Below are 25653 nucleotides of genomic sequence, written 5' to 3' on the forward strand. Positions count from 1 at the left end.
AACGTACAACCAAATGGTTGCACGAACAGAACTGAGCGAAGCGGAGGTCGACCGTGTGTTCCACGCACTGGCGACGTCGACCCGGCGCGACATCCTGCGCCGGACGATCGAGCGGGAGCAGTCCGTCTCGACCCTCGCCGCCGAATACGAGATGTCGTTCGCGGCTGTCCAGAAGCACGTGGCCGTGCTCGAGGCCGCGAACCTCATCGTCAAGCGCGCCGAGGGACGCGAGCGGCTCGTCCGCGCGAACCCCGAGATGATCGCCCGCGCCAGGGCGCTCCTCGCCCGTTACGAAGAGCTGTGGCGGTCGCGCATCGCCCGGCTCGACGACCTGCTGGCCGAGACGCCCGCCGGTCGCCCCGACAGCGACACCACCGACAACGCACGAGAGAACCCAGGAGACTGACATGCCCGTCACCGACGTCACCACCGATGCCGACGACCTCACGATGACTGTCACGGCCGACTTCGCCGCCCCCATCGAGCGGGTGTGGAACGCGTACAGCGATCCGCGCCAGCTCGAACGCTTCTGGGGTCCTCCCGGCTGGCCCGCCACCTTCACCGCGTGGGACCACACGGTCGGCGGCCGCGCGGTCTACACGATGAACGGACCGCGCGGCGAGAAGTCGACGGGCGTCTGGGAGTTCCTCGCCATCGAGGAACCGCACCGCTTCGAGGTGCTCGACTCCTTCGCCGACGAGCACGGAAAGCCCCTCGACGGCTTCCCCGCGCAGCGCATGAGCTTCACGTTCGATTCCACGCCCGAGGGCACCCGCATGGTCACCACGAGCCACTTCGACTCGGTCGACGCGCTCGAACAGGTCGTCGAGATGGGCCAGGTCGAGGGCATCAAGATGGCGATGGGCCAGCTCGACGCCGTGCTGCAGGACCTCCGCGACTACGCGCAGGGCAAGGGCACCCGGGTGGAGCTGCTCGACGACACCCACGTGCGCATCACCCGGCTCATCGAGGGTCCGCGCGAGCTGGTGTGGCGCGCGCACTTCGAGCCCGACCTCATCCGCCAGTGGATGCTCGGCCCGGACGGGTGGGAGATGACCGAGTGCGTCGCGGCCACCGAGGTCGGTCAGTCGTACCGCAACTCGTGGGCACCGGTCGGCGACACCGAGGGCGAGCCGTTCGGGTTCGAGGGTGAGGCGCTGCTGATCGACGCCCCGCGCCGCGCCGTCACCACCGAACGCATGCAGGGCATGCCCACCGAGACCGTCAACGACCTGAGCCTCTACGAGGAGGACGGCGCCACGCTCGTCACGGTGCTCATCGAGTACCCCGACAAGGAGACGCGCGACATGATCCTCGCCACCGGCATGGCCGACGGCATGGAGGCCTCGTTCGCCCGCCTGGAACGCGAACTGCTGGCGGTCTGACCGCCGCGTCGTCCACGACTCCTCGGAATCGGCCGGATCCCTCGTGGATCCGGCCGATTCCGCGTCCCTGCTCGCCGTTTCCGGGGAGTTGTGGACCGCCCGCCGCGGAGGCGCGGCGGCGGACCGGGGTGGAGCGGGATAAAGTGGCGGCACGATGAGGATCACGCGCCGCACCCTGCTCCTCGGCGCCGGAGCCGGTGCCGTCTCGGTGCTTCTCGCCTCCTGCACGCCGGAGCCGAAGCCCACGCCGACGCCCACCCGCACGCGTGAGCCCGAGCCGCCGCCCGGCGTCCCCGCACCTGCCGGCAGCATCCGCAGCACCTGGACCACCGACCCGTTCGCCCTGGGAGCTGCCAGCTTCACCCCCGTCGGAGTGCTCGCCGACGCCCGCGCCGCCCTCGGCCGCCCGGTCGACGATCGCCTCTTCTTCGCGGGCGAGGCCACCGACGAAGACGCCCCCGGCACTGTGCGCGGAGCCATCGCCTCGGGGGAACGCGTGGTCGACGAGCTGATGGATGCCGCGGGATCGGGGGAGCGCGTCGCCGTGATCGGCGCGGGCCTCGCGGGAGCCACCGCCGCCGCCCTCCTCGCCGACAGGGGCCTGCAGGTGACCGTGTTCGAGGCGCGCGACCGCGTCGGCGGGCGCGTCTTCACCCGCAGCGACGACTCCTGGCCGGTGCCGGTGCAGCTCGGCGCCTGGCTGTTCGGCGAGGACGACGCCGAGGTGCTCGACCGGCTGCGCGCCGGCGACGTGGGAACCGTCGACCTCACCGGCTCGCTGTGGCGCACCCCCGACGGCGACATCGAACCCGTCGACCCCGTGCCCGTCACCACGGCCATCGCCGCCGCCCAGGCCGCCCCGGAAGACGTCTCGGTCACCGACGCGCTGACCGCCGCGGGCATCGACCCCGCGGATCCCTCGACCGCCGCCCTGCTCGACATCCTCGCCGCGCGCACGGGTGCCGCAGCCGACGAGCTCTCCAGCTGGTTCGCGCCGCCGCTGCCCACGGGCGACCCGGCCGCCACCCGCGACAGCCTCGTGCCGTTCGTGGAGCACGCGCTCGACGGAGTGCAGGTCGGCCTGAACTCCCCGGTCGCCCGCCTGGCCTACGACGACACCGGGGTGAGCGTGCGCCTCGGCACCGGGGAGGCCCTGTCGTTCGACCGGGTGGTGGTGACGGTGCCGCTCGGGGTGCTGCAGGACCGCAGCATCGAGTTCGACCCGCCGTTGCCCTTCGCCAACCGCGGCGCGATCTCGGCGCTCGGCATGGGGGCCATCGAGACCGTGTGGCTGCGGTGGGACGAGGCGTTCTGGGAGAACGACGAGGCCGTGTGGCACGCGGTCGGCACCGACGCGGTCATCCCCACCTGGATCAATCTGCGCCCCGTCACGGGCGAGAACGTGCTGGTGGGCATCGTCGGGGGTGCGGCCGCCGCGGAGTTCGCGGAGCTCAGCGACGACGACGCGTTCGACGCGGCGCTGGCGTCGCTGACCGTCTACGTCTGAGCCGACGCGCCGACCCGCTCGCGCGCATCGACCGCACCGGCCGGGCTGCCGCGGTCGTCGTCCGGGGGATCATCGGGCTCGGGATCCGCGTCGGTGCGCAACCGCCGCGGCAGCGGCATCCGGCTGATCAGCACCAGGGCGGTCGCGACGATGCTGAACGATGCCAGGGCCACCGCGCACGAGATCACGAACTCGGGCGGACCGCTCACCTGCCGCGGGTCGAGGAAGTAGTACGGATACCAGCCGATCAGCGGGCCACGGATGAGCGTCGCGACACCCCACAGCACCGGATACACGAGGGTGATCGGAACCACACGCCACGGCACGGCTCGATGCCCCGGAGCCAGCGCCCAGGCCGCGACCGTGACCGCCGGCAGGTAGAAGTGCAGCACCTGATCCGACCACGGCACGTCGATGCGGATGCCGCGCACACCCGCCTGCCACACCAGGATCGCGAACACCAGGCCGGCCGTGATCGTCCACGTCAGCACGAGCGCCAGCGCCACCGTGAGCCACCGCGGGTCTCGCGCACGCCGCAGGGCGAGCACCCCCGCGATCGACAGCAGCACCACGAACGCGAGGTTGGACTGGTTCGTCAGGTAGGCGAAGAAGTTCTGGCTCGCGATGGTGTGCGACGCCAGGCCCCAGGCCATGCGGTGGATGAGGGCGACGAGGCAGATGGAGGCTGCGCTCAGACGGAGCAGGCCGAAGACCGTACGGGTCCTCACCGCCGCGTCACCGTCCCCACCATCATCCGCCGAGTCTACGGAGTCCACCCGAGCGCTCGCCGCGTCGCGGGTGGCTGCGCCGTGCGCTCAGATCAGCCGACGCAGGGCCTCTTCGAGCGAGACGCCCTGCGCCTCGGCGCGGTCGCGGAGGCGCGCGTGCTCATCGGACGACAGCGGGATCCGCAGTTCGATCGGGTCGTCGTCGGGGCGGTCGAGGCCGTCGAGCAGGTCGGACGGCTCCGCCCACAGCGGTTCCGCGTACGACCCGGAGACGGGGGTGGCGGCGGGGCCGGAGGCGGTGGGCGCCCCGGTGATGCGGTCGGAACCCGCGGCCGGAGCGGAGGTCGCCGTCGCGACGGAGGTGGTCTTCGCGGCCGGGGCTGTCCTCTCGGGAGGGGCAGCCGCCGGGGAAGAGGTGGTCGCGGCATGCGCGGCGACGGGGGCGGAGGCGGCGACCGCGGCACCGGCGTCGGTCGCGAGGGTGAAGCCCGGGCCCCGGCGCGGTTCCTGCCCCTGCTGGTACGCCTTCGCCGCCGCGTTCGCGCGCTCGTCCGCTGCCTCGTTCAAGGGGTGCCCCGCGTGGCCCTTGACCCACGAGAACTCCACGTCCCGTCCGCGGATCGCCTCGTCGATGCCCTCCAGCAGGTCGCGGTTGAGCACGGGGCCGCCGTCGGACTTGCGCCATCCGCGGCGCTTCCACCCCGGCATCCACTTCGTCACGGAGTCGATCACGTAGCGGCTGTCGCACTCGATCAGCAGCTTCTCGTCGGTGCCGGCGGTCGCGCGGAGGAGCTCGAGCACGGCCCGCAGCTCGCCCTGGTTGTTGGTGCCGTGCGGGGAACCACCGGCCGCCCAGTTGGCGTCGTCGATGTACCAGGCCCAGCCGTTCGGGCCGGGGTTGCCCAGGGCGGAGCCGTCTGCGGCGGCGGTGATGGTCATCCTTCCACCGTATCGGTGGGGGCCGACGCGGCCGCGCGAGAGGGCAGCGCGGTCAGTCCTCGGGGTCGCTGTTCTCGATCGTCGCGGCCTCGGGCGCGGGCGGTGCGACCGGGAACACGATCGAGCTCACGGAGGCCGGGGCGCCGAGGCCGAGCGTGAGGGGGTCCACCGCGGGGGCCGTGTCGAGGAGGTCGGCGTCGGAGCGTTCGAGCGGCTCGGACGGCAGAGCCCACTGCTGCTCTTCTTCTTCGGGTCGCTGCTGGAAGAGTCCCATGGAGTCCATCATGACCCCGGCCGCACGACCCGCGGTCGCATTCACACGGGATTGATCGCTTGCCCGCGGGCCGGGCTCAGGCGGGGTCGCGGGTCGAGGCGGCGCGCACGGCCTCGACGAGCGTCCGCCAGGGGCCCTCGAGCGCGGAGTCGGGCAGCTCGCGCTCCCGACGTTCGGAGGGCGTGCGCGCGCGGATGCTCCACATGAAGCGGTCGGCCCCGGGTGACGCGTCGGCGTCCTGGTCCCACGGGCAGAGGTCGATGAGCGTGATCCACTCGTCCGCGTCGGACGGCTCCGCCTCCACACGCCACTGGCGACGGATGCCCGCGATGCCGCCCGATCGCACGACGGCGATCACGACGGGGGCGTCACTCGGAGGTGCCGGGTCCTCGCTCATGCTCATAGACTCCCACGGCGCTCCACGCCCGTCGAGCCGCGGCCGCCGTCTCCTCGTCGACCGCGACGGCCGCGGCCACCGTGGCGTCGGCGAACTCCGTGAACGTGGCCGTGCTCGACAGCCCGCCCGTGAGCGCCCGGTACCAGACGGTTCCCGCGCGCTCCCAGGCGTTGCCGCCGAGGTCGCGCGCGAACAGGGCGAACGCCCGGTTGGGGATGCCCGAGTTGATGTGCACGCCGCCGTTGTCCTCGGTCGTGCGGACGAAGCCGCTCATGTGGTCGGGCTGCGGGTCTTTGCCGAGCTCATCGTCGTCGTAGGCCGTGCCGGGGGCGATCATCGACCGCAGCGCCGAGCCCTGCACGGCCTCGGTGAAGATCTCGGCGCCGATGAGCCAGCTCGCCTGCGCCGCGGTCTGGCCCTGCGCGTACTGCTCGGTGAGCGCGCCGAAGACGTCGGCGATCGATTCGTTCAGGGCGCCGGGCTGGCCCTGGTACTCCAGGTTCGCGGTGTGCTGCACGACCCCGTGTGCGAGCTCGTGCCCGATCACGGTGAGCGAGCCGGTGAAGCCGCGGAACACCTCGCCGTCGCCGTCGCCGAACACCATGCGCTCGCCGTCCCAGAACGCGTTGTCGTAGTCGACGCCGTAGTGCACGGTCGCGTCGAGCGGCGCCCCCGCGTCGTCGAGCGAGTTGCGCTGGAAGGCGGCCAGCAGCATCTCGAACGTGGCGCCGAGGCCATCGAAGGCCTCGTTCACGGCGGGGTCGTCGACCGGCGCGTCGTCTTCGCCGCGGACCACGGCGCCCGGCAGCTGCTGCGTGTTGCCGGCGTCGCTGATCGTGCGGTTCGGCGCGTCGGACAGCTGGGCGACGAGGTCGCCGTTCTCGTCGATCGAGAGGTCGATGCGTGCGCGGAACGGTGGACGACCGGCCGTGAGGGTCTGCCGGGCGGCGGCTGCCGCCCTGGGGAAGCGGCCGGACTCGGCGAGGCGCGCGAGCAGGTAGGAGGGGATGACGCCGTGCCGCGGGAGGGGTTCTGCGCTGCTCATGGTGCGACCCTACGCCCCGCCTCGGACGTTCGTCCGCTCGCTCGTCGCACCGGACGGGCCGCAGGCCCGCTCCCTCACCTGCTGACTTGAGATTGAGAATCGTTCTCAATAAGGTGACAGAGTCATGAACCTCGCACTCCTCCGGCGGGCAGCCCTCGCCCCCTCCGCCCTCCTCGTCCTCCTCGCCGCCGGGTGCGCCTCCCCGGTCGCGCCCGCTGCGACGGCGGATCCCGGTGCGCACGGCATCGACTCGGGCGGCGCCGCGGAGGTCGCTGCGCCCGCCCTCGCCCTCGCCGTCGCGGACGAGCGGGGCGCCCTCACCCTTCTCGATCTCGACAGCGAAGAGCGCGTCGTCCTCACTGACGCCGGGGCCGGGAGGGCCGCGGTGTCGGGCGATGGGCGCCTCGTGTTCCTCGCCCGCACCGACGGCGACGAGGCGACCGTGGACGTGGTCGATACCGGGCGCTGGACCGTGCCGCACGGCGACCACACGCACTCGTTCCAGGGCGAGCCGCGGCAGGTCGGCTCGCTGGACGGCGACGGAGAGGTGCGGGTGAGCGGGGCCGGTCAGAGCACGGCGATCGGCTTCGGCGGCGCGGAGGTCGTCGTGCTCCCGCACGACGACCTCGCCGGCGGACTCGACACCGCCCGGCTCGACCTGGCGCACGCGGGCCCGGTCCTCCCGTTCGCCGACCGGCTCCTCGTGCCCACCGCCTCCGGCACCATCCGGATCGTCGACGGCGAGGGCGCCCCTGCCGCCGCGGCCGAGATACCGTGCGGCGCGGTCTCCGACGCCGACCTCACCCGCGTCGGCGCGGTCTTCGCGTGCGCGGAAGAGGCGTTGCTCTTCACCCGGCAGGTGGGCGGTGAGATCGTCGGCGAGGCGATCCCGTATCCGGCCGGAGCACCCGCGGCGACGCGGCTCGACGGTCGCGCCGACCGGCCGGACCTCGCCGGCGTCGCCGGTGACGACGGTGCGTGGCTGCTCGACGTGCGTCAGCGCACCTGGACGCTGATCCCCTCCGACGTCCCGCTCATCCGTGCCGTCGCCATCGGAGACGACGCCGGTCGCACGGTCGCGGTCGACGCGGAGGGACGGCTCCGCGTGCTGGCGCCGGACGGATCCGTGCTGGCCCGCACCGAGCCCCTGCTCGCGGCGACCATCGCAGACCCGGCGTTGCGAGACCGCGTGGAGTTGCGGGTGTCCGCACGACGCGTCTACGTCGCCGATCCCGCCGCGGGAACGGTCTACGAGATCGACAACGGCGACGCGCGCATCACCCGTACCTTCAGCGACCTCGAGGCCGTGTTCCTCCAGCTCGTCGGCTGATCCAGAGTCCTCGGCGCCCCGCGCCGCCGCGCATCCGCGCACCCTGAGAAGAAAGAGAGACGAACCCATGTCCCGACCCCGCAGGCGCCTCGCGCTGGGCGCCCTCGGCGCGATCGCCGCCGTGGCCCTCACCGGATGCGCCGGAGCCTCCCCCGCGTCCGAGAACACCACCGGTGCCGCGCCGGAGCAGCACGACCATCACGAGGCGGAGACCCGCGTCGCCCTCACCTACGACGGTGGCGTGGTCGTGCTCGACGGCGACACCCTCGAGACCGTCGGCGAGGCCGAGCTCGACGGATTCCTGCGCGTGAACGGCGCGGGCGACCACGACGGCCATGTGTTCGTCACGGCCGAGGACGGCTTCCACGTGCTCGACACCGGTCTCGCCTCCGGAGCCGTCGAGTTCACCGGGGAGGTGTTCGAGGCGGTGGCCGCCGGACACGCGACCCCGCACGCCGGCCGCACCGCGCTGTTCGACGACGGCACCGGAGAGGTGCGCGTGTTCGACACCGACGCGGTCGGCACGGGCACCCTGCCGGAGTTCGACACCATCGCGTCGGAGGCGGCGCACCACGGGGTGGCCATCGAGCTGTCCGACGGCACCGTCCTGTCCACGATCGGCACGGCGGAGGCCCGGAGCGGCGTGCGGCACCTGGCGGCGGACGGCACCGAGCTCGCGCGCGACGAGCGGTGCCCGAGCGTGCACGGGGAGGGCGCGCTGAAGGGGGAGGTCGTGATGTTCGGCTGCGAGGACGGTGTGCTGCTCTTCGCGGACGGCGCCTTCACCAAGCTCGACGCCCCGGACGAGTTCGGGCGCACCGGCAACGCCTACGTGACCGACACCAGCGCCGTCGCGGTCGGCGATTACAAGACGGATCCCGACCAGGAGGGCTACTTCCTGTCGCAGCTGGTGCTGGTCGACACCGCGGCCGCGAGCCTCTCGGTGGTCGATGCCCCGGCCGAGTACACGTGGCGCGGTGTGGGTCGCAGCGCCCACGACGACATCGTGGTGCTGGGCGCCGACGGCAGCCTCACCGTGCTCGACGAGTCCGGTGCGGTGCAGGACTCCTGGTCGGTCATCGACGCGTGGGAGAGCCCGGCCGAGTGGCAGGACCCGCACCCGGGCCTGCGGGTGGTGGGCGACATCGCCTATGTGACCGAGCCGGCGAAGAAGCGCATCGTCGCGGTCGACCTGCACACGGGCGAGGTGGCGGCCGAGGCCACGCTCGACGTGATCCCGAACGAGTTCGTGGTGGTGGGTGCCGCCGGGCACTGAGCGCCACGGGACAGGAGGGGCGGATCCGGGTGGGGTCCGCCCCTTCGTCGTGCGGCGATGGCTCACCCTTGACAGGATTGCGTTCTGTATACAGAATACTGGAGAGCCCCGCGGGGTGATCCGACCCGAACTTCAACGATGAAAGAGGTAGCGAGATGGCACGTGCTGCGACACGGTATCTGGCCCTGGGCGCCGCCGGAGCGCTCGCACTCGGACTCGCCGCGTGCAGCGGTGGCGGCGGGGGCGGCAGCGTCGACGCCGACGGCAAGGCCACCGTCGTGTGGTCCACCTGGGGCACTCCGGAGGAGCTCACCCGCTACGAGGAGTTCAACAAGGACTTCATGGAGCGCCACCCCGACATCACCGTCAAGCTGCAGCCCGTGGCCGGCTACGGCGACTACCACTCCAAGCTGCTCGCCCAGCTGACCAGCAACACCGCGCCCGACGTGTTCTACGTGGGCGACGACATGATCGGGCAGTTCGTCGACTCGAACCGGCTCATGCCGCTGCGCGAGCTGATGGACTCGAAGGACAGCAAGACCGCCTACGACGACTTCTTCCCCGGCCTGTTCGGTGCGGCCGAGCACGACGACGAGGTCTACGCGGCGCCCAACGACTCCAACCCCGACGTGTTCTGGTACGACAAGCAGGCGCTCGCCGCGGCCGGCATCACCGAAGACCCCGCGACCCTGGCCGAGAACGGCGAGTGGACCACCGAAAAGTTCCTCGAGATGAACGCGGCCCTGCACGACGCGGGCCTCACCGGCACCATGTACTGGAACTACTGGGCCACCCACTGGAGCTGGCTGTCGTCGCAGGGCCTGGACGCCCCGTACGACGACAAGCGGACGTTCGTCGCCAACGAGGACGCCGACACGGTCGAGGCCATGCAGCAGTTCGGCGACCTCTTCCAGGACGGCACCTTCGTGGTCGCCGACACCCTCCCCGACGGCGCCGGTGCCGACAGCGTGTTCGTGACGCACAAGGCCGGGTTCTTCGTGCAGGGCCGCTACACGATCGGCACCGTGAGCGCGGCGGGCGAGCAGGACAGCTACGACATCGTGCGCTGGCCCACCCCCGACGGTGCGGAAGCGCCGACCGGCGTCGCCACGTCGTTCCTCGCGATCAACGGCAAGACCAAGGTGAAGGACGCCGCGTTCACGTTCTGGACCGAGTTCCTCTCCGCCGAGGGACAGACCTTCCGCCTCGAGGGCGGCGGCAACGCGGTCCCGTCCATCAAGGGCGCCGACGAGGTCGTGCTGGAGGGTGACTACCCCGCGCACGCGCAGACCTTCCTCGACATGCGCGACATCGGCTTCGAGGACTACCCCGCCGAGGCGCGCATCCCCGGGCTGCCCGTCGCCATCGCGGAGGAGTTCCAGAAGCTCTACGAGGGCAAGGTCGACGCGCAGACCACGCTCGACACGATCGCCGACGTGGTCGCGGAACGGTCGGAGAAGTAGACCGGTGACCACTCTCACCGAGAACGGACGGATGCCGCAGGCCGAGCCTGCGGCATCCGCCCCGCCCCTGCGCCCCGAGGCCGCGTGGCGCCGCCGCGACCGCCGCTGGGGCTACGTGTTCGTCGCCCCGCAGCTGCTCGGCATGGCCCTGTTCGTCATCCTGCCGTTCGGGGCCAGCCTGGTGCTGGCCTTCGCGGAGTGGGACGGGCTGAGCGACCTGGAGTGGGTGGGCTTCGCGAACTTCGCCGAGCAGCTCACCGACCCGCTCCTCGGCCGCGCCATCCTCAACACCCTGCTGATCGCGGTCATCACCGTGCCGATCGGCCTCACGCTCGCCGTGATCGTCGCGGTCGCGCTCGAACGGCTCAAGACCCGCACGCTCTACCTCATCCTGTTCTTCGCGCCCGTCGTGACGTCGACGGTCGCGGTCGCCATGATCTGGCAGCAGATGTTCCGCGCGGACGGCCTGCTGTCCACGACCATCGCCAACGTCTTCGGCATCACCCCGCCCGACTGGCTGCAGGACCCCAAGCTCGCGCTGCTCGCGGTCTGCATCGTCACGATCTGGTCGTCGATGGGCTTGAACGTGGTGATCTTCCTCGCCGGGCTCCAGAACATCTCGCCCTCGGTCATCGAGGCCGCCCGCATCGACGGCGCCGGCGCCTGGCGACTGTTCACCGGCATCCGCCTGCCGCTGCTCTCCCCGATCGTGTTCTTCTCGTCGGTGATCGCCTTCATCTCGTCGCTGCAGACGTTCGACACGGTCTACGTGCTCGTCTCCGGCGGCGGCCCGGACAACGCCACCCGCACGATCGTCTACCACATCTTCGATCTGGGCTTCGGGCGGTTCGAGTTCGGTCCGTCGAGCGCCGCGAGCGTGATCCTGCTCGTGCTGACCCTCGTCATCACCGCGATCCAGTTCGGCGCGCAGAAGAAGTTCGTCCACTACGAGGATGACCCGGCATGACCCTCCAGACGCCCTCGCTCATCGAGCCGGCCGCCCCCGCGACCGACTCGACCGTCGCCCTCACGGCCCCCGGCTACCGTCGCCGCGGTCGCGGAGGGCCCGGCGCCGACCGCGCCCGCCGTCGCCTCGGAGCCACCGCGCTCCACGTGGTGCTCACGATCGCCGGCATCTCGATGGTGTTCCCGTTCGTGTGGATGCTGCTGACGTCGTTCAAGACGCTGCCGCAGCTGCTGAAGAACCCGCTCGAGTTCCTCCCCAACCCGTGGACGGTGGAGAACTACGCCGACGCCTGGAACGCGGTGCCGTTCGGGCAGGCGTATCTGAACAGCGCCTACATCGCGGTGCTGGTCGTGGTGGGCACGCTGCTGACCGCATCGATGGCGGGCTACGCGTTCGCGCGCATCCGCTTCCGCGGCAGCAAGGTGCTGTTCATCGTGTTCCTGGCGACACAGATGATCCCCGCGCAGGTCACGCTCATCCCCTTCTACCTGCTGATGTCGCAGATCGGGTGGGTGGACTCGCACCTGGCGCTGATCGTGCCCGGCATGATCGCGAACCCGTTCGCGGTGTTCCTGATGCGGCAGTTCGTGCTCGCCCTGCCGCGCGAGCTGGAGGAAGCGGCGCTGGTCGACGGCGCGGGCCGGTGGCGCATCTTCTGGAGCATCGTGCTGCCCAACCTCAAGCCGGGACTCGCCGCGCTCAGCATCATCACGGCGCTCGGCGTGTGGAACGCGTTCCTGTTCCCGCTCGTGCTGCTCAACACCCCCGACCTGTTCACGGTGCCGCTGCTGCTCACCTCGTTCCAGGGGCAGTTCGGCTCGATCAACTACGGGCTGGTCATGGCGGCCTCGGCCATCGCGACCGTGCCGATGCTGATCGTGTTCGTGATCGGACAGCGGAAGATCCTCAACAGCATGGCCGCGTCGGGCCTGGGCGGGCGATGATGGCCGACGACCTCGACCTCGCCGGGCTCGCCGGCCGGCACCTCGACCTGATCACCGCGCCGTTCACGCTGCCCCGGTCGCGGGTGCTCGTGTTCGGCGAGGGCGACGGCGTGCGCGTGCACACCTCGGAGTACGAGCGGCGGCTGTCGGAGTGCCGCGTGCTCGACCTCGTGGAGGTGCTCGACGCGGACGGCGCCGTGCTGCCGGTGGCCGACGTGCGACCCGAGAGGATCGCGTTCGGGGCCCCTCGTCTCGCTACGCCCGCTCACGAACCGGGGGCGGGTGCGGAGACGCAGCGTGCCACGCTCACCTTCGCCGACCCGGCGACGCTGAGCATCGGCGGCGACCCCGGCCTGCGCGTGCGGCTCACGCGCCCGGACGGCCGGAGCGAGGAGCACGCGCTCGGAGAGGGACTGCGCCTCCGCGTCGCTCCCGACCGCTCGGTCACGGTCGAGTCCGGCGATCACCGGGCCGCCCTCGCCGCCACGGCCCACGTCTGGGACGACTGGTTCGCCCGGTGTCCGCGCGTGCGCGACGACCTGCAGGAGATGACCGCCTTCTGCTGGTGGGTGCTCGGCGCGAACATCGTCGAGCTGCCCTCCCTCGGCGACGCCAGAGCGATCGTGCCGTCGAAGATCGGCTACGTGGGACTGTGGCAGTGGGACGCGTACTTCATCGCCGTCGGCCTCCGCCACGGCGACCCCGCGCTCGCGCGCGAGCAGCTCGACATCGCGTTCCGGTTCCCGCAGCCAGACGGACAGCTCCCCGACGTCGTGCACGAGGTGGGCGTGCTCGCCACGAGCGACGACCTGCCCGAGAGCGACCGCGCGAACCTGCGCCGCGCGGGCTCGCAGATCGCCGACCCCACGGCGCCCGTGCCGCTGACCAAGCCGCCGCTCGCCGCATGGGCCCTGCGCGCGGTGCTGGAGGTGGAGGACGCGCCGGAGTGGGCACGGCGCCAGCTCGCCACGGTCGTCCGCTCGCAGGACTGGTGGTTCGCGGGCAGCGATCTCGACCACGACGGCATGCCCGAGTACGGACACCCCTATTCCTCGGGGCTCGACGACAGCCCGATCTTCGACGGCCCGCTCCCCACGGCCGCCCCCGACCTGGGCGCCTACCTCGTGCGGCAGGACCGCGAGCTCGCCGACCTGCTCTCCCGATACGAGCCCGGCGCCGACGTGAGCCGGTTCCGCGAGCGCGCCGAGGCGACGCAGGAGCTGCTGCTGCGCATGTGGGACCCCGAGAGCGGACGCTTCCTCGCGTTCGGCGGCGGCGAGACGCTCACGAGCGACACCGTCGTGGGCCTGATGCCGCTGCTCACCGGAACCCTGCCGGAGCAGATCGCCGGTGCGCTGCGTGCCGCGGTGGACGACCCGGAGCGGTTCGCGCTGCCGTGGGGCCTGCCGACGGTCGCCGCATCCGACCCCGACTTCTCGGAGGAGCGGATGTGGCGCGGCCCGGTGTGGGTCAACACGGCCGCTCTCGTGGCGGAGGGCCTGGAGGCGTCCGGCTTCGCCGAGCGCGCACGGCAGCTGCGGGAGCAGACCGTGGCGCTCGTGATCCACGGCGGCGGCCCGCACGAGTATTTCCACCCGCGCACGGGTCAGAAGGCACGCACGGCCACGACCGCGTTCGGCTGGTCGGCGGCGCTGTTCATCGACCTCGCCGTGACGCTGTCGCGGTGAGCCGTGGCCGGGTCAGGCGGTGAAGTAGCTGCTGGTGGCGTTGTCGAGGATGCGCTGCATGCCGTTCGTCCAGTTCAGCTTGAGGGCCTGGACGGCGGCGGGCACGTCGCCCGCCGCGAGGTGCCGGGCGATCTCGGCGTGCTCGGCGGCGACGCGCTCGACCTTCACGTCCTCCGGCACGAGCAGCGACTCGTAGCGGTGGAACGAGCTGCGCACGCTGTCGATCACCGCGAGGAGCCGGGTGTTGGGGCACGCCGAGAGCATCAGGCTGTGCCACTCGTCGTCCTTCGTGATGACGAGCTGGTGCTCCACGAGCTCGTCGGCGAAGGCGTCGGCCATCTCCTTGAGCCGGGCGCCGATCGTCCGCAGCTCGTCGGGCGGGCTCAGCTCGAGCGCGAGGCTCTCGAGGGCGGCCATGACGGGGGCGAGGTCGCGGAACTCCGATGCGCTGAGCGGCACGAACCGGAAGCCCTTGCCGTTCTCGCTCTCGATCTGCCCCTCGGACTCGAGGGCGATGAGGGCTTCGCGCAGCGGTGTGCGGCTGACTCCGAGCTCGGTCGCGAGCTGCACCTCGTTGATGCCCTCGCCCGGCTGCACGAGTCCGGCGCGCATACGGGTCAGCAGCTCCTCGCGCACCTGCGAGCGCAGGTTCTTGCGTTCGATCGCCATGACCTTCCCCTTCTGCCGCCTGCCCGTCAGCCTATGGGTTGACGCCCGGCCGGACGGCGACCTAGTGTGTTGTATACAGAATACAGCGGGACGTCGGAATGCGCCAGAGCGCCGACACGGCGGCCCGTGACTCAGAGAGGAGCCTCCGTGTCCGGACCCCGCGCCGACCAGCCGCTCCGCCGCGTGCGCCTGGATGCGCTCGCGTTCGGCGGCGACTACAACCCCGACCAGTGGTCGGAGGAGACCTGGCACGAGGACATCCGCCTGATGCGCGAAGCGGGCGTGAACATGGTGAGCCTCCCGATCTTCAGCTGGCCGCAGCTCGAGCCCGAGCCCGGCGTGTACGACTGGGCGTGGCTCGATCGCATCATCGACCTGCTGTGGGACGCGGGCATCGCGATCGACCTCGCCACCGCGACCGCCACCCCGCCCTCGTGGCTCCTGCGTGCCCACCCGGAGATGGCGCCGTGGGACGCCGACGGACACCGCCTCGAGTTCGGGTCCCGCCAGACCTACTGCCCCTCGTCGCCCATCTGGCGCGAGAACGTCGCCCGCATGGCCCGTGCCATGGCCGAGCGCTACGGCGAGCACCCCGGCCTGGCGATGTGGCACATCTCCAACGAGTACGGCGACCACACGTCGCGGTGCTGGTGCCCCGAGTCGGCCCGCCACTTCCGGCGCTGGCTGCAGGAGCGCTACGGAGACCTCGACGGCCTCAACGAGGCGTGGGGCGTGAACGTGTGGGGCCAGCGCTACACGTCGTGGGAGCACATCGAGACTCCCAAGCGCGCGCCGGGACCGGTGAACCCCACCAAGCTGCTCGACTTCGAACGGTTCTCCTCCGACGCGCTGCTGGAGCTGTTCCAGATCGAGATCGACGTGCTGCGCGAGGTCACCCCCGACATCGCCGTGACCACGAACTTCATGAGCATGTTCCGCGACCTCGACTACTGGGACTTCGCCGCGGTGGAAGACGTCGTGACCGACGACGCCTACCCCGACCCCGCCGACCCCACCTCGCACGTGGGTGCGGCCCTCAACTACGGCCTCATGCGGGCGCTCAAGGACGGGCAGCCGTGGCTGCTGCTGGAGTCGTCGGCGAGCGCCACCAGCTGGCGCGACGTGAACGTGCCCAAGGCTCCCGGCAAGATCCGCGTGGAGAGCCTGCAGGCCGTGGCCCACGGCTCCGACGCCGTGATGTTCTTCCAGTGGCGGCAGGCCAAGTACGGCCAGGAGAAGTTCCACTCCTCGATGCTCGGCCACCGCGGCGAGAGGTCGCGCAGCTTCCGCGAGACCAAGGCCCTCGGCCTCGAACTGCAGAAGCTGGAGGCCGTGCGCGGCACCCGGGTGCGCTCCCGCGTCGGCCTCGTCGTCGACTGGGACTCCTGGTGGGGATCGAGCGCCGCGGAGTCGCTCCCCTCGCAGCGGCTGCAGTGGGCGCAGCAGGCCCGCGCCTGGCACCGGGCCCTGTACGCCCTCGGCCAGCCCGTCGACGCGGTGCGTGCCGCCGGTCCGTTCGACCGCTACGACGTGGTCGTGGTGCCGAACCTGTACATCGCGGAGCAGGAGCACGCCGACGCGCTCGCGGCCTTCGTGGAGCGCGGCGGCCACCTCGTCGTCGGGCCCTTCTCCGGGGTGGTCGACGCGACCGAGAAGGTGCACGACGGTGGCGCGCCCGGCCCGCTGCGGACGCTGCTCGGCATCGAGGTGGACGAGCAGTGGCCGCTCGCGGACGGTGAGACGGAGCAGATCGCCTACGCGGGCGAGACCCTGACCGTCCCGAGCTGGAGCGAGTGGATCGAGGCCGACGACGACGTCGAGGTCCGGGGCACGTACGCGAGCGGAGAGCTCGCGGGGCTCCCCGCCGTGACCCGCCGCCCGGTCGGCCGCGGCTCCGTCTGGTACGTCAGCGCCATGATCGACCACGACGGCATGCTGCCGCTGTTCCGTGACGTGCTGCGCACCGCGGGTCTTCCGGCGCGCGACCACGTCGACCTCGACGTGGAGGTCGTCACCCGCGCGGACGACACCACCGACTACACCTTCTACCTCAACCACGGACGCGCGCCCGTCGCCGTCGAGCTGCCCGGCCCCGGGGTCGACCTGCTCACCGGCGCCCGGCACAGCGACCGGCTCGACCTCGACCGCTACGGCGTCGCCGTGCTCGCCTCGCCCCGCGCCGACACCATCCCGACCGCCACCCCCATCCCCGTGAAGGAGGACGCATGACCGCCCCGTTCGTGCATCCGTACATCCCCAACACCGCACCCGAGTCGCGCGCCGCGATGCTCGCGGCCGTCGGCGCCGAGACCGTCGACGAGTTCTACGCCGACGTGCCGGAGGCGCTGCGGCTCGGCCGCCCGCTCGACCTGCCGGCGCCGTTCGTCGCCGAGCAGGACCTCGCGCGGCACGTGCGGGGGCTCCTGGCGAAGAACCGCTCCACGCAGGAGCGCCTGAGCTTCCTCGGCGCGGGCACCTACAACCACTACGTGCCCGCGGTCGTGGACGAGGTGATCGGCCGCAGCGAGTTCCTGACCGCCTACGCCGGAGAGCCGTACGAGGACCACGGCCGCTTCCAGGCGCTGTTCCAGTACCAGTCGCTCATGGCGGAGCTGCTGGAGATGGACGTCGTGAACGTGCCGACCTACGACAGCTACCAGGCCACCGCGACCGGGCTCGCCATGGCCGGACGCCTCACGGGACGCCCGCGCGTGCTGGTCGCCAGCGACGTGCTGCCCGCGAAGACCTCGAAGGTGCACGACTACATCCGGGCGCACCTGACCCTCGACCACCTCCCCACCGTGAACGGTACCGCCGACGTGGCCGCCGTCCGCGCGGCCCTCGGCGACGACGTGGCCGCGGTCTGGGTCGAGACGCCCAGCGCCACGGGCGCGGTCGAGGCCGCGCTCCGCGAGATCGCCGACGCCGCGCACGCTGCGGGCGCCGTGCTCGTGGTGGGCACCGACCCCATCGGCTACGGCGTGCTCGCGCCGCCCGCGCTCGCCGGTGCCGACATCGTCACGGGCGACATCCAGTCGCTCGGCCTGCACCAGTGGTTCGGCGGAGCCCACGGCGGCTTCATCGCGGTGCACGACGACCCCCGGTTCGTGATGGAGATGCCGTCGCGCCTGTTCGGTCTCGCCACCACCGACGTGCCCGGAGAGTACGGGTTCGGCGACGTCGCCTACGACCGCACCTCGTTCGCGCACCGCGAGGAGGGGAAGGAGTGGGTCGGCACGGCCGCCGCGCTCTGGGGCATCGCCGCCGGGGTGTACCTGTCGCTGATGGGACCCGCCGGGATGGCCGAGCTGGGGGAGGTGCTGCTCGCCCGCACCCGCTACGCGCAGCAGTCCCTGTCCGCGCTGCCCGGGGTCACGCTCGACGACGACGCCGTGCACCTGCGTGAGTTCACCGTCACGCTGCCCGTGCCGGCCGCCGAGGTCGTGTCCGCCCTCCGCGCCCAGGGCATCGAGCCCGGCGTGGTCGTGGACGAGCACCGCCTTCTCGTCTGCGTGACCGAGCTCACGTCCCAGTCCGACATCGACCGTCTCGCGTCCGCGCTCGCCGCGGTCGTCGCCCCCGAGCTCGCAGAGGAGCAGAACCGATGAGCCTCCCCGTCGCCCCCAAGCCGGCACTCCGCCGCTTCCAGCAGGCCCGATGGGACGAGCCGATCGTCTTCGAGCTCTCCACCCCGGGCGAGCGCGGCGTGCTCGTCTCGGCCGTGGAGCCCGAGGTGCGCAGCGCCGTGGGCGACGTGGTCGCCGACCTGCCGCCCGCCCTGCGCCGCCCCGCCGCTCCCGCGCTGCCCGAGATGGGGCAGATGCGCGTGCTCAAGCACTACCTGCGCCTGTCGCAGGAGAACCTCGGCGCCGACTTCAACGTCGACATCGGTCAGGGCACCTGCACCATGAAGTACGCGCCCAAGATCAACGACCAGCTCGCCGGCACCCCCCAGCTGACCGCGATGCACCCGCACCAGGACCCGGCCGACGCGCAGGGCGTGCTGGAGATCGTGTGGCGGCTGGAGCGGATGCTCGCCGAGATCTCCGGCATGGACGAGGTCTCGCTGCACACGCAGGGCGGCTCCGCGGCGATCTGGTCGAACATCGCGATGATCCGCGCCTACCACGAGGCGAACGGCGAGGCGGAGCAGCGCCGGGAGGTCATCACCACGATCTTCAGCCACCCCTCGAACGCGGCAGCCGCGAAGGCCGCCGGCTACGAGGTCATCACGGTGTATCCCGACGCCGACGGCTACCCGTCGCTCGACGCGCTCAAGGCGGCGCTGTCCCCGCGCACGGCGGCCATCATGGTCACGAACCCCGAGGACACGGGCATCTACAACCCCGCGATCCGCGAGTGGGTCGACGCCGCGCACGCCGTGGGCGCCCTCGCCTCGTACGACCAGGCGAACGCGAACGGCATCCTCGGCATCACCCGGGCTCGCGACGCCGGGTTCGACGTGTGCCACTTCAACCTGCACAAGACGTTCGGCACCCCGCACGGCTGCGGCGGCCCGGGATCGGGCGCCAACGCCGTGAGCGCGGCCCTCGCCCCGTTCCTCCCGGGCCCCCGCGTGGTGCGCGAGGACGACGGGACGTTCGCGGTCGCCGAGGCGGGCGAGCGGTCCATCGGCGCGGTCGGGCCGTTCTTCGGCGTGATCCCCGCGCTCGTGAAGGCCTACTCGTGGATCATGGCGCTCGGCGCGGACGGGCTGCTCGCCGCCGCCGAGACCGCGGTGCTCAACAACAACTACCTGATGGCGAAGGTGCTCGCGATCCCCGGGGCCTCGGCGCCGTACGCGGCCGGCCGCCGCCGCATCGAGCAGGTGCGGTACTCGTGGGAGGAGCTCTACCGGGAGACCGGTGTGTCGTCGGAGGAGATCGGCGTGCGCATGACCGACTTCGGCATGCACTACTGGACGAGCCACCACCCCTACGTGGTGCCGCAGCCGTTCACGCTCGAGCCCACCGAGTCGTACTCCATGAGCGAGCTCGACGAGTACGCCGCGACGCTGGCCGAGGTCGCGCGCGAGGCCAGGGAGAACCCCGAGGTCGTGCGCACCGCCCCGCACAACCAGACCGTGCACCACACGCACCACGACGACCTCGACGACCCGGAGCGCTGGGCCGTCACGTGGCGCGCGTACCGCCGCAAGTACTTCGCCGCGGAGGCCGCCGCGTCGTGATCGGTCTCGTCGTCAACCCCGTCGCCGGCGTCGGCGGACCCGCGGGTCTCGCGGGCTCCGACGGCCCGGAGGTGCAGCGCCTCGCCGTCGAGCGCGGAGCGCGCTCGCGTGTGCAGGAGCGCGCGGCCTCGGCGTTGACGACCCTGGCCGCGCGGCACCCGGGGCTCGAGGTGGCCACGGCCGCAGGAGTCCTGGGTGCCGACGCGGTGCGCGCCGCCGGGCTCCGGCCCCGCGTGCTCTCCACCCCCGCGGAGGCTGTCCGGACCGAGGCCGCCGACACGTCCCGGGCGGTCGCGGCCCTCGCGGCGGACGGGGTCGAGCTGATCCTCGTCGTCGGGGGTGACGGCACACTGCGCGATGCGGTCGCGGCGCTCGACCTCGCTGCGGCGCTCACAACTCCGGAGAAAACTGACGGTCGCGCGACCGTGGCTCCCGCTCCCGGCCGGACCTCGACCGAACTCCGCAGTCGCGCGGGCACCCCGGCCGTGCTCGGGGTGCCCGCGGGCGTGAAGATGTACTCGCCCGTGTTCGCGGTGAGCCCGCGCGCGGCCGGAGCCCTCGCGGCCGACTGGATCGACCACGGAGGGCTCCCGACGGCGGAGCGCGAGGTGCTCGACATCGACGAGGCCGCGATGCGCCGGGCCAGGGTCGAGCCGACGCTGTACGGACTCGTGCGGGTGCCCGTGCACGCCGGTCGCACGCAGGCGCGCAAGGCCCCGACCCCCGCGACCGAGGCCGCCGCCGTCGAGGCCGCAGCGCGCGGCGCGGTCGCCCGGATGCAGCCCGGCGTGCGCTACCTGCTCGGCCCCGGCGGCACCACGGCCGAGATCGCGCGGCAGCTCGGCCTCGACGGCACGCCCCTCGGGGTCGACGTCGTGCTCGACGGGCGGCTCCTCGTCCGCGGCGCGAGCGAACGGCAGCTGCGGGACGAACTCGCGCTCGGCGCCGCGCAGGCCGTGGTGACCGTGATCGGCGGACAGGGGTTCCTGCTCGGCCGAGGCAACCAGCAGCTCTCCGCGGCCGTGCTCCGTGCGCTCGGCGACGACCCCCTGCTGGTCGTCGCGCCCGAGCAGAAGCTCGTCGACCTGCACGGCCGGCCCCTGCTCGTCGACACGGGCGATCCCGTGCTCGACGCCCGGCTCGCCGGGCACATCCGCGTCGTCACCGGCGTCGGCACGAGCAGTCTCTACCCTGTGACCGCACCCGAACTCTCCCCCGTCTGACCCCCGAAAGGACCCCCCATGCGACTCCAGAACAAGAAGGCCATCGTCACCGGCGGCGCGGGCGGCATCGGCCGTGCCACCTGCCTCGCGCTCGCGGCGGAGGGTGCCGCCGTCGCCGTGGTCGACCTGAACGCCGAGGCGGCCGAGGCCGTGGCCGCCGAGATCCGCGATGCCGGTGGCACGGCGGTCGCGGTCGCCGCCGACGTGTCCCGCGAGCCCGACATCGAGCGGGTCGTCGCGACCGCCGTGCAGGAGTTCGGCGGGGTCGACGTGGTGTTCAACAACGCCGGCATCATCCGCCGCCAGACCGCGGTCGAGATCGAGGTCGACGAGTGGGACCTTGTGTTCGGCGTGAACGTGCGCGCCATCTTCCTCATGTGCAAGCACGTCGTGCCGATCATGGAGGCCGCGGGCGGTGGCTCGATCGTCAACACCGGTTCGGGCTGGGGTCTGAAGGGCGGCGGCCGCGCCCTGTCGTACTGCGCGTCCAAGGGCGCCGTGGTGAACATGACCCGTGCGCTCGCGATCGACCACGGGCCCGCCGGCATCCGCGTGAACTCGGTCAACCCGGGCGACGTGAACACGGGCATGCTGCGGGACGAGGCGCGCCAGCTCGCGCAGGACGCGGACTCCTTCCTGGCCGAGGCCGCCGACCGCCCGCTGCGCCGCATGGGCGAGCCCGAGGAGGTCGCGCAGGCCGTGGTGTGGCTCGCGAGCGACGACTCCTCCTACGTCACGGGCGCAGCCCTCGTGGTCGACGGCGGCGGCATCGCCTGAGCGCCGGGAGGGCGTCGGAGGCGCGGGGTCGGCACCCAGGCGACTCGCGTAAAATCGGCACAATGACCGATGCCCCCGACGCCACCCCCGACCTGGGCCCCGGCATCGACCCCGACGACCTCGCCACGACGCTGCGGGTGCTCCGCGAGCTGCACACGATCGACAACGAGCACCCCGACTTCATCGCCGTGCGCCAGGCGACCGCCGCGATGTTCAAAGACGTCAAGCGCGTGCGCCGCAAGCAGATCCGCGATGCGATCGCCGAGGCCGACAAGGCCGTGGTCGCCCGCACCGCCACGGGCGCTCCCGACCGCATCGACGACGAGACCCGCGGCAACGACCTCGCGTCGAGCGTGGTCGACGCCCCGATCGCGGGGGAGCTGCTCAAGCCGCGCAACTGCTACATCTGCAAGCAGCCGTACACGCTGGTCGACGCGTTCTACCACCAGCTGTGCCCGGACTGCGCGCGCTTCAGCCACGGCAAGCGCAACGCCCGCACCGACCTCACCGGGAAGCGCGCCCTGCTCACGGGCGGTCGCGCCAAGATCGGCATGCACATCGCGCTGCGGCTGCTGCGCGACGGGGCGCACACGACCATCACGACCCGGTTCCCGCGCGATGCCGTGCGCCGCTTCTCGGCCCTGCCCGACGCGAGCGACTGGCTGCACCGCCTGCGCGTGGTCGGCATCGACCTGCGCGACCCTGCCCAGGTGATCGGGCTCGCCGACTCGGTCGCCGCTCAGGGCCCGCTCGACATCCTCATCAACAACGCCGCGCAGACCGTGCGCCGCTCACCGGGCGCGTACTCGCTGCTCGCCGACGCGGAGCTGCAGCCCCTGCCCGACGGGCCGCTGCCGGAGATGGAGACCTTCGGCCACACCGCCGATCCGCATCCGCAGGCGCTGCAGGCATCGGTGGATGCGCACCCGCTGCTGTCGGTCGCGGCGCTCGGCGGCACGGTCGCGGAGCAGGGCGGGCAGGCGCTGACGGCCGAAGACCTCGCCCGGCTCGCGATGGCCCCCGGCTCGTCGTCGCTGGAGAAGCACGCGGACGGCACGGCGATCGACGCGGGCGGGCTCGTGCCCGACGTGAACCGCGTCAACAGCTGGGTGCAGTCGGTCGACCAGGTGGATCCGCTGGAAATGCTGGAGGTGCAGCTCGCCAACACGACGGCGCCGTTCCTGCTGATCAGCCGTCTGCGCGCCTCGATGGCCGCGTCGTCCGCGCACCGGAAGTACGTGGTGAACGTGTCGGCGATGGAGGGGCAGTTCTCCCGCCGCTACAAGGGACCGGGCCATCCGCACACGAACATGGCGAAGGCCGCGCTGAACATGCTCACCCGCACCAGCGCGGGGGAGATGCTCGAGAAGGACGGCATCCTCATGACCGCCGTCGACACCGGCTGGATCACCGACGAGCGTCCGCATTACACGAAGGTCCGGCTGGCCGAAGAGGGCTTCCACGCGCCGCTGGACCTGGTCGACGGCGCCGCCCGCGTGTACGACCCGATCGTGCGCGGCGAGGCGGGCGAGGACATCCACGGCGTCTTCCTGAAGGACTACGAGCCCAGCCCCTGGTGACCCTCCGGACGACTCAGGCCCAGATGTCGGAGAGGGCGACGGGGGCGCTCGAGACCGGGCCGTACCCGGTGACGCTGGCGACCGCGCGGAGCTGCGTGTACGCGCCGATCACGGACCGCGGGAGCGTGCTGGCGTAGTAGCCCGACGAGTTCGTCGACTGTCCCGTGTAGATCGTTTCCCAGCCGGAGGCTCCGTCGCCCTGGAAGTCGAACGTCTGCGTCAGATCGGCGGTGCCGGGGCGGGAGAGGGTGACCGTGCCCCAGGCGTAGTTCGCGTCGAGGGCGAAGGCGCTGAGCGTCAGCTCCGGGGTGCCGACCGAGGCGGCTGCGGCGGGAGCAGCGGCAGAGAACGCGATGACCGGTGCGGCCCACGCCGCGTGGACGATCGTGCGGCGGGAGAGAGCACCGCGTTCGCGCGGCTTTTCGGGCATCATGGCGAAACACTATCGTGCAGACGCGGTGCACTGAGATCGCCGCGGCCCGGGGGTCAGCGCGGGTACGGGAGGGGGAACCACACCGTCACGACGAGGCCGCCCTCCGCGCGCGGCGTCAGCACCAGGGTGCCGCCGTGCGTCTCGGTGATGCGCTGCACGATCGCCAGCCCGAGCCCCGCACCGGCGTGGTCGTCGCGAGTACGCTCGGACCCGCGCTGGAACGGTTCCACCAGCGTCGCGATCCGGTGCTCCGACAGGCGCTCGCCCGTGTTCTCCACGACGAGCGCGACGGCCTGCGGCATCATGTGCGTGCGCACGGCCACCGCCCCGCCGCTGGGCAGGTTGTGCACGATCGCGTTGAGCACCAGGTTCGTGACGAGCTGGGGCAGCAGGGCGGACGACCCGAGCATCGGCGCGGCGGCCCCACCCACCTCGACCGCGACCCCGCGGCGGTCGGCCAGGGGCAGCAGCGCCTCCACCGCCTCCTCGGCCAGCAGCGACAGGTCGACCAGCTGCCGCGGGAACGTGCGCTGCTCCGCACGGCTGAGCAGCAGCAGCGCCTCGGTCAGCGCGATCGCGCGCGTGTTCACCTCGCGCAGGCGGGCGATCAGCTCCTCCGCGTCGCGGTCGGGGTCGTCGCGGGCGACCTCGAGCAGCGTCTGCGAGATCGCGAGGGGCGTGCGCAGTTCGTGCGAGGCGTTCGCCGCGAACCGCTGCTGCTCGGCCACGTGCGCCTCGAGCTGCTCGAGCATGCCGTCGAACACGTCGGCGAGGTCGCGGAACTCGTCGCGCGGCCCCTCCAGGCGCACCCGATGCGACAGCGACCCCTGGGCGGCGAGGCGGGCGGCGTCGCTGATGCGTTCGAGGGGCGCCAGCATGCGTCCGGCGAGCAGCCAGCCGCCGCCGAGCCCGATCGCGAGCAGGGCGACCATGACCGCGATCGCCACCGGCACGAACGCGCGGATGAGGTCGGAGCGGTTGGGCACGCGGATGTCGGCGATGATCTGCACGTCGGGGATGTACCGCAGCAGGTACAGCGCGACGGCCGCGAGCAGCAGCACCCCGGACACCACGACGATCCCGGCGTAGCTGAGGGTCAGCTTCAGCCGGGCGCTCATCCCCCGGCGCCTAGGCATCAGCGTCCGCCTCGATCCGGTACCCCACGCCGGGAACGGTGCGGATGATGCCGGGCTCGCCCAGACGCTTGCGCAGCGACGACACCGTGATGCGCACGGCGTTCGTGAACGGGTCTGCGTTCTCGTCCCACGCGCGCTCCAGCAGCTCCTCGGCGCTGACCACGCCGCCCTGTGCGTCGACGAGCACCTCGAGCACCGCGAACTGCTTGCGGGTGAGGGCCACGTACCGGTCGTCGCGGTACACCTCGCGGCGGAACGGGTCGAGCCGGAGACCAGCGACCTCGAGCACGGGCGGCCGGGAGCGCTGGCGGCGGCGGTCGAGGGCCCGCAGGCGCAGCACCAGCTCCCGCAGCTCGAACGGCTTGGTGAGGTAGTCGTCCGCGCCGATCTCGAACCCGGTGGCCTTGTCGTCGAGCCGGTCGGCGGCGGTGAGCATGAGGATCGGGATGCCGCTGCCGGACGCGACGATCCACCGCGCGATGTCGTCGCCGGAGGGGCCGGGCACGTCGCGGTCGAGCACGGCGATGTCGTAGGAGTTGATGCTCAATAGTTCCAGAGCGGTGTCGCCGTCGCCCGCGATGTCGGCCGCGATGGCCTCCAGGCGCAGCCCGTCGCGGACGGCCTCGGCGAGGTAGGGCTCGTCCTCGACGATCAGCACACGCATGGCTGTGATCCTACGCACCGCGGTATATCGCGAACGTATG

General features: G+C 72.1%; 24 protein-coding genes. 15 read left to right on the forward strand and 9 right to left on the reverse strand.

Going from position 1 to position 25653, the window contains the following annotated elements:
- Nucleotides 1-13: 13 nt before the first annotated feature.
- From ACFWCH_RS07025 to ACFWCH_RS07035, 3 genes are all read left to right on the forward strand, one after another.
- Nucleotides 14-406 (forward strand): metalloregulator ArsR/SmtB family transcription factor, encoded by a 393-nt coding sequence (locus ACFWCH_RS07025; protein ID WP_206251981.1) that lies wholly within the window; start codon nucleotides 14-16, stop codon nucleotides 404-406.
- A gap of 1 nt (nucleotide 407) precedes the next feature.
- Nucleotides 408-1385, forward strand: coding sequence for an SRPBCC domain-containing protein (locus ACFWCH_RS07030; RefSeq protein ID WP_378803223.1), 978 nt, complete (start codon nucleotides 408-410; stop codon nucleotides 1383-1385).
- A gap of 154 nt (nucleotides 1386-1539) precedes the next feature.
- On the forward strand, nucleotides 1540-2892 hold the full coding sequence (locus ACFWCH_RS07035) for an FAD-dependent oxidoreductase (RefSeq protein WP_136032963.1): 1353 nt from the start codon (nucleotides 1540-1542) through the stop codon (nucleotides 2890-2892).
- Here the strand turns inward: ACFWCH_RS07035 and ACFWCH_RS07040 are convergent.
- The 5 genes from ACFWCH_RS07040 to ACFWCH_RS07060 all read right to left on the reverse strand — a co-directional run bounded on the left by ACFWCH_RS07040 (nucleotide 2883) and on the right by ACFWCH_RS07060 (nucleotide 6275).
- Nucleotides 2883-3620: a Pr6Pr family membrane protein gene (locus ACFWCH_RS07040; RefSeq protein WP_378803224.1), complete on the reverse strand. Its 738-nt coding sequence runs from the start codon at nucleotides 3618-3620 to the stop codon at nucleotides 2883-2885. The two genes, ACFWCH_RS07035 and ACFWCH_RS07040, sit on opposite strands and share 10 nt — an antisense overlap.
- A gap of 87 nt (nucleotides 3621-3707) precedes the next feature.
- Complete coding sequence (locus ACFWCH_RS07045) at nucleotides 3708-4559, reverse strand: ribonuclease H (RefSeq protein ID WP_378803225.1); 852 nt, start codon at nucleotides 4557-4559, stop codon at nucleotides 3708-3710.
- Between the two features lie 52 nt (nucleotides 4560-4611).
- Nucleotides 4612-4833: a hypothetical protein gene (locus ACFWCH_RS07050; protein ID WP_136032966.1), complete on the reverse strand. Its 222-nt coding sequence runs from the start codon at nucleotides 4831-4833 to the stop codon at nucleotides 4612-4614.
- Nucleotides 4834-4909: 76 nt separating this feature from the next.
- Nucleotides 4910-5230 (reverse strand): protealysin inhibitor emfourin, encoded by a 321-nt coding sequence (locus tag ACFWCH_RS07055; protein ID WP_206251976.1) that lies wholly within the window; start codon nucleotides 5228-5230, stop codon nucleotides 4910-4912.
- The gene (locus ACFWCH_RS07060) at nucleotides 5202-6275 is read right to left on the reverse strand and encodes a M4 family metallopeptidase (RefSeq protein ID WP_378803226.1); all 1074 of its coding nucleotides are present in this window, start codon (nucleotides 6273-6275) and stop codon (nucleotides 5202-5204) included. Before ACFWCH_RS07060 ends, ACFWCH_RS07055 begins: the two co-directional genes overlap by 29 nt.
- Nucleotides 6276-6399: 124 nt before the next feature.
- Between ACFWCH_RS07060 and ACFWCH_RS07065 the strand changes: the two genes are divergently transcribed.
- The 6 genes from ACFWCH_RS07065 (at nucleotide 6400) to ACFWCH_RS07090 (ending at nucleotide 13943) form a co-directional block, all read left to right on the forward strand.
- On the forward strand, nucleotides 6400-7605 hold the full coding sequence (locus ACFWCH_RS07065) for a hypothetical protein (protein WP_378803227.1): 1206 nt from the start codon (nucleotides 6400-6402) through the stop codon (nucleotides 7603-7605).
- Between the two features lie 67 nt (nucleotides 7606-7672).
- Nucleotides 7673-8881, forward strand: coding sequence for a hypothetical protein (locus ACFWCH_RS07070; protein WP_136036832.1), 1209 nt, complete (start codon nucleotides 7673-7675; stop codon nucleotides 8879-8881).
- Between the two features lie 155 nt (nucleotides 8882-9036).
- Nucleotides 9037-10344: an ABC transporter substrate-binding protein gene (locus ACFWCH_RS07075; RefSeq protein WP_378803228.1), complete on the forward strand. Its 1308-nt coding sequence runs from the start codon at nucleotides 9037-9039 to the stop codon at nucleotides 10342-10344.
- Nucleotides 10345-10348: 4 nt separating this feature from the next.
- Nucleotides 10349-11311 (forward strand): carbohydrate ABC transporter permease, encoded by a 963-nt coding sequence (locus ACFWCH_RS07080; RefSeq protein WP_136036830.1) that lies wholly within the window; start codon nucleotides 10349-10351, stop codon nucleotides 11309-11311.
- On the forward strand, nucleotides 11308-12255 hold the full coding sequence (locus ACFWCH_RS07085) for a carbohydrate ABC transporter permease (protein WP_136036829.1): 948 nt from the start codon (nucleotides 11308-11310) through the stop codon (nucleotides 12253-12255). The genes ACFWCH_RS07080 and ACFWCH_RS07085 overlap by 4 nt, the downstream gene beginning before the upstream one ends.
- Nucleotides 12252-13943 carry an amylo-alpha-1,6-glucosidase gene (locus ACFWCH_RS07090; protein ID WP_378803229.1) on the forward strand — a complete coding sequence of 564 codons (1692 nt, stop codon included), beginning with the start codon at nucleotides 12252-12254 and terminating at the stop codon, nucleotides 13941-13943. The genes ACFWCH_RS07085 and ACFWCH_RS07090 overlap by 4 nt, the downstream gene beginning before the upstream one ends.
- Before the next feature lie 12 nt (nucleotides 13944-13955).
- Here the strand turns inward: ACFWCH_RS07090 and ACFWCH_RS07095 are convergent, their stop codons facing one another.
- Entirely contained in the window at nucleotides 13956-14612 is a 657-nt protein-coding gene (locus ACFWCH_RS07095; RefSeq protein WP_136036827.1) for a GntR family transcriptional regulator, read from the reverse strand.
- A gap of 147 nt (nucleotides 14613-14759) precedes the next feature.
- Between ACFWCH_RS07095 and ACFWCH_RS07100 the strand changes: the two genes are divergently transcribed.
- The 6 genes from ACFWCH_RS07100 (at nucleotide 14760) to ACFWCH_RS07125 (ending at nucleotide 23380) form a co-directional block, all read left to right on the forward strand.
- Nucleotides 14760-16841, forward strand: a complete 2082-nt coding sequence (locus ACFWCH_RS07100) for a beta-galactosidase (protein ID WP_378803230.1) — start codon at nucleotides 14760-14762, stop codon at nucleotides 16839-16841.
- A complete protein-coding gene (gcvPA, locus tag ACFWCH_RS07105; protein ID WP_378803231.1) occupies nucleotides 16838-18220 on the forward strand; it encodes an aminomethyl-transferring glycine dehydrogenase subunit GcvPA in 1383 nt (460 codons plus the stop codon). Before ACFWCH_RS07100 ends, gcvPA begins: the two co-directional genes overlap by 4 nt.
- Entirely contained in the window at nucleotides 18217-19800 is a 1584-nt protein-coding gene (gene gcvPB, locus ACFWCH_RS07110) for an aminomethyl-transferring glycine dehydrogenase subunit GcvPB (RefSeq protein WP_378803232.1), read from the forward strand. The genes gcvPA and gcvPB overlap by 4 nt, the downstream gene beginning before the upstream one ends.
- Nucleotides 19797-21023 (forward strand): ATP-NAD kinase family protein, encoded by a 1227-nt coding sequence (locus ACFWCH_RS07115; protein WP_378803233.1) that lies wholly within the window; start codon nucleotides 19797-19799, stop codon nucleotides 21021-21023. Before gcvPB ends, ACFWCH_RS07115 begins: the two co-directional genes overlap by 4 nt.
- Before the next feature lie 18 nt (nucleotides 21024-21041).
- A complete protein-coding gene (locus ACFWCH_RS07120) occupies nucleotides 21042-21800 on the forward strand; it encodes an SDR family NAD(P)-dependent oxidoreductase (protein ID WP_136033934.1) in 759 nt (252 codons plus the stop codon).
- Nucleotides 21801-21862: 62 nt separating this feature from the next.
- A complete protein-coding gene (locus ACFWCH_RS07125) occupies nucleotides 21863-23380 on the forward strand; it encodes an SDR family NAD(P)-dependent oxidoreductase (protein ID WP_136033936.1) in 1518 nt (505 codons plus the stop codon).
- Nucleotides 23381-23393: 13 nt separating this feature from the next.
- On the opposite strand, the gene ACFWCH_RS07130 is transcribed toward ACFWCH_RS07125, so the two are convergent.
- Genes ACFWCH_RS07130 through ACFWCH_RS07140 form a run of 3 tightly spaced genes read right to left on the reverse strand, consistent with a single transcriptional unit; the run spans nucleotide 23394 to nucleotide 25613 of the window.
- Nucleotides 23394-23813: a hypothetical protein gene (locus ACFWCH_RS07130; protein ID WP_378803235.1), complete on the reverse strand. Its 420-nt coding sequence runs from the start codon at nucleotides 23811-23813 to the stop codon at nucleotides 23394-23396.
- 53 nt (nucleotides 23814-23866) lie between these two features.
- The gene (locus ACFWCH_RS07135; RefSeq protein WP_136033940.1) at nucleotides 23867-24931 is read right to left on the reverse strand and encodes a HAMP domain-containing sensor histidine kinase; all 1065 of its coding nucleotides are present in this window, start codon (nucleotides 24929-24931) and stop codon (nucleotides 23867-23869) included.
- Between the two features lie 10 nt (nucleotides 24932-24941).
- On the reverse strand, nucleotides 24942-25613 hold the full coding sequence (locus tag ACFWCH_RS07140; protein WP_136033943.1) for a response regulator transcription factor: 672 nt from the start codon (nucleotides 25611-25613) through the stop codon (nucleotides 24942-24944).
- Nucleotides 25614-25653: the final 40 nt, after the last annotated feature.

Origin of the sequence: Microbacterium sp. NPDC060132, assembly GCF_042729675.1 — a bacterium.
In the GTDB taxonomy this organism is placed as follows: Bacteria; Actinomycetota; Actinomycetes; order Actinomycetales; family Microbacteriaceae; genus Microbacterium; species Microbacterium sufflavum.

Bases quoted from the DNA above. Each gene is read 5' to 3' on its own strand.
- ACFWCH_RS07025 (WP_206251981.1), top strand. From the start codon at position 14: ATGGTTGCACGAACAGAACTGAGCGAAGCGGAGGTCGACCGTGTGTTC.
- ACFWCH_RS07030 (WP_378803223.1), top strand. From the start codon at position 408: ATGCCCGTCACCGACGTCACCACCGATGCCGACGACCTCACGATGACT.
- ACFWCH_RS07035 (WP_136032963.1), top strand. From the start codon at position 1,540: ATGAGGATCACGCGCCGCACCCTGCTCCTCGGCGCCGGAGCCGGTGCC.
- ACFWCH_RS07045 (WP_378803225.1), bottom strand. From the start codon at position 4,559: ATGACCATCACCGCCGCCGCAGACGGCTCCGCCCTGGGCAACCCCGGC.
- ACFWCH_RS07050 (WP_136032966.1), bottom strand. From the start codon at position 4,833: ATGGGACTCTTCCAGCAGCGACCCGAAGAAGAAGAGCAGCAGTGGGCT.
- ACFWCH_RS07055 (WP_206251976.1), bottom strand. From the start codon at position 5,230: ATGAGCGAGGACCCGGCACCTCCGAGTGACGCCCCCGTCGTGATCGCC.
- ACFWCH_RS07060 (WP_378803226.1), bottom strand. From the start codon at position 6,275: ATGAGCAGCGCAGAACCCCTCCCGCGGCACGGCGTCATCCCCTCCTAC.
- ACFWCH_RS07065 (WP_378803227.1), top strand. From the start codon at position 6,400: ATGAACCTCGCACTCCTCCGGCGGGCAGCCCTCGCCCCCTCCGCCCTC.
- ACFWCH_RS07070 (WP_136036832.1), top strand. From the start codon at position 7,673: ATGTCCCGACCCCGCAGGCGCCTCGCGCTGGGCGCCCTCGGCGCGATC.
- ACFWCH_RS07075 (WP_378803228.1), top strand. From the start codon at position 9,037: ATGGCACGTGCTGCGACACGGTATCTGGCCCTGGGCGCCGCCGGAGCG.
- ACFWCH_RS07085 (WP_136036829.1), top strand. From the start codon at position 11,308: ATGACCCTCCAGACGCCCTCGCTCATCGAGCCGGCCGCCCCCGCGACC.
- ACFWCH_RS07090 (WP_378803229.1), top strand. From the start codon at position 12,252: ATGATGGCCGACGACCTCGACCTCGCCGGGCTCGCCGGCCGGCACCTC.
- ACFWCH_RS07095 (WP_136036827.1), bottom strand. From the start codon at position 14,612: ATGGCGATCGAACGCAAGAACCTGCGCTCGCAGGTGCGCGAGGAGCTG.
- gcvPA (WP_378803231.1), top strand. From the start codon at position 16,838: ATGACCGCCCCGTTCGTGCATCCGTACATCCCCAACACCGCACCCGAG.
- gcvPB (WP_378803232.1), top strand. From the start codon at position 18,217: ATGAGCCTCCCCGTCGCCCCCAAGCCGGCACTCCGCCGCTTCCAGCAG.
- ACFWCH_RS07120 (WP_136033934.1), top strand. From the start codon at position 21,042: ATGCGACTCCAGAACAAGAAGGCCATCGTCACCGGCGGCGCGGGCGGC.
- ACFWCH_RS07125 (WP_136033936.1), top strand. From the start codon at position 21,863: ATGACCGATGCCCCCGACGCCACCCCCGACCTGGGCCCCGGCATCGAC.
- ACFWCH_RS07130 (WP_378803235.1), bottom strand. From the start codon at position 23,813: ATGATGCCCGAAAAGCCGCGCGAACGCGGTGCTCTCTCCCGCCGCACG.
- ACFWCH_RS07135 (WP_136033940.1), bottom strand. From the start codon at position 24,931: ATGAGCGCCCGGCTGAAGCTGACCCTCAGCTACGCCGGGATCGTCGTG.
- ACFWCH_RS07140 (WP_136033943.1), bottom strand. From the start codon at position 25,613: ATGCGTGTGCTGATCGTCGAGGACGAGCCCTACCTCGCCGAGGCCGTC.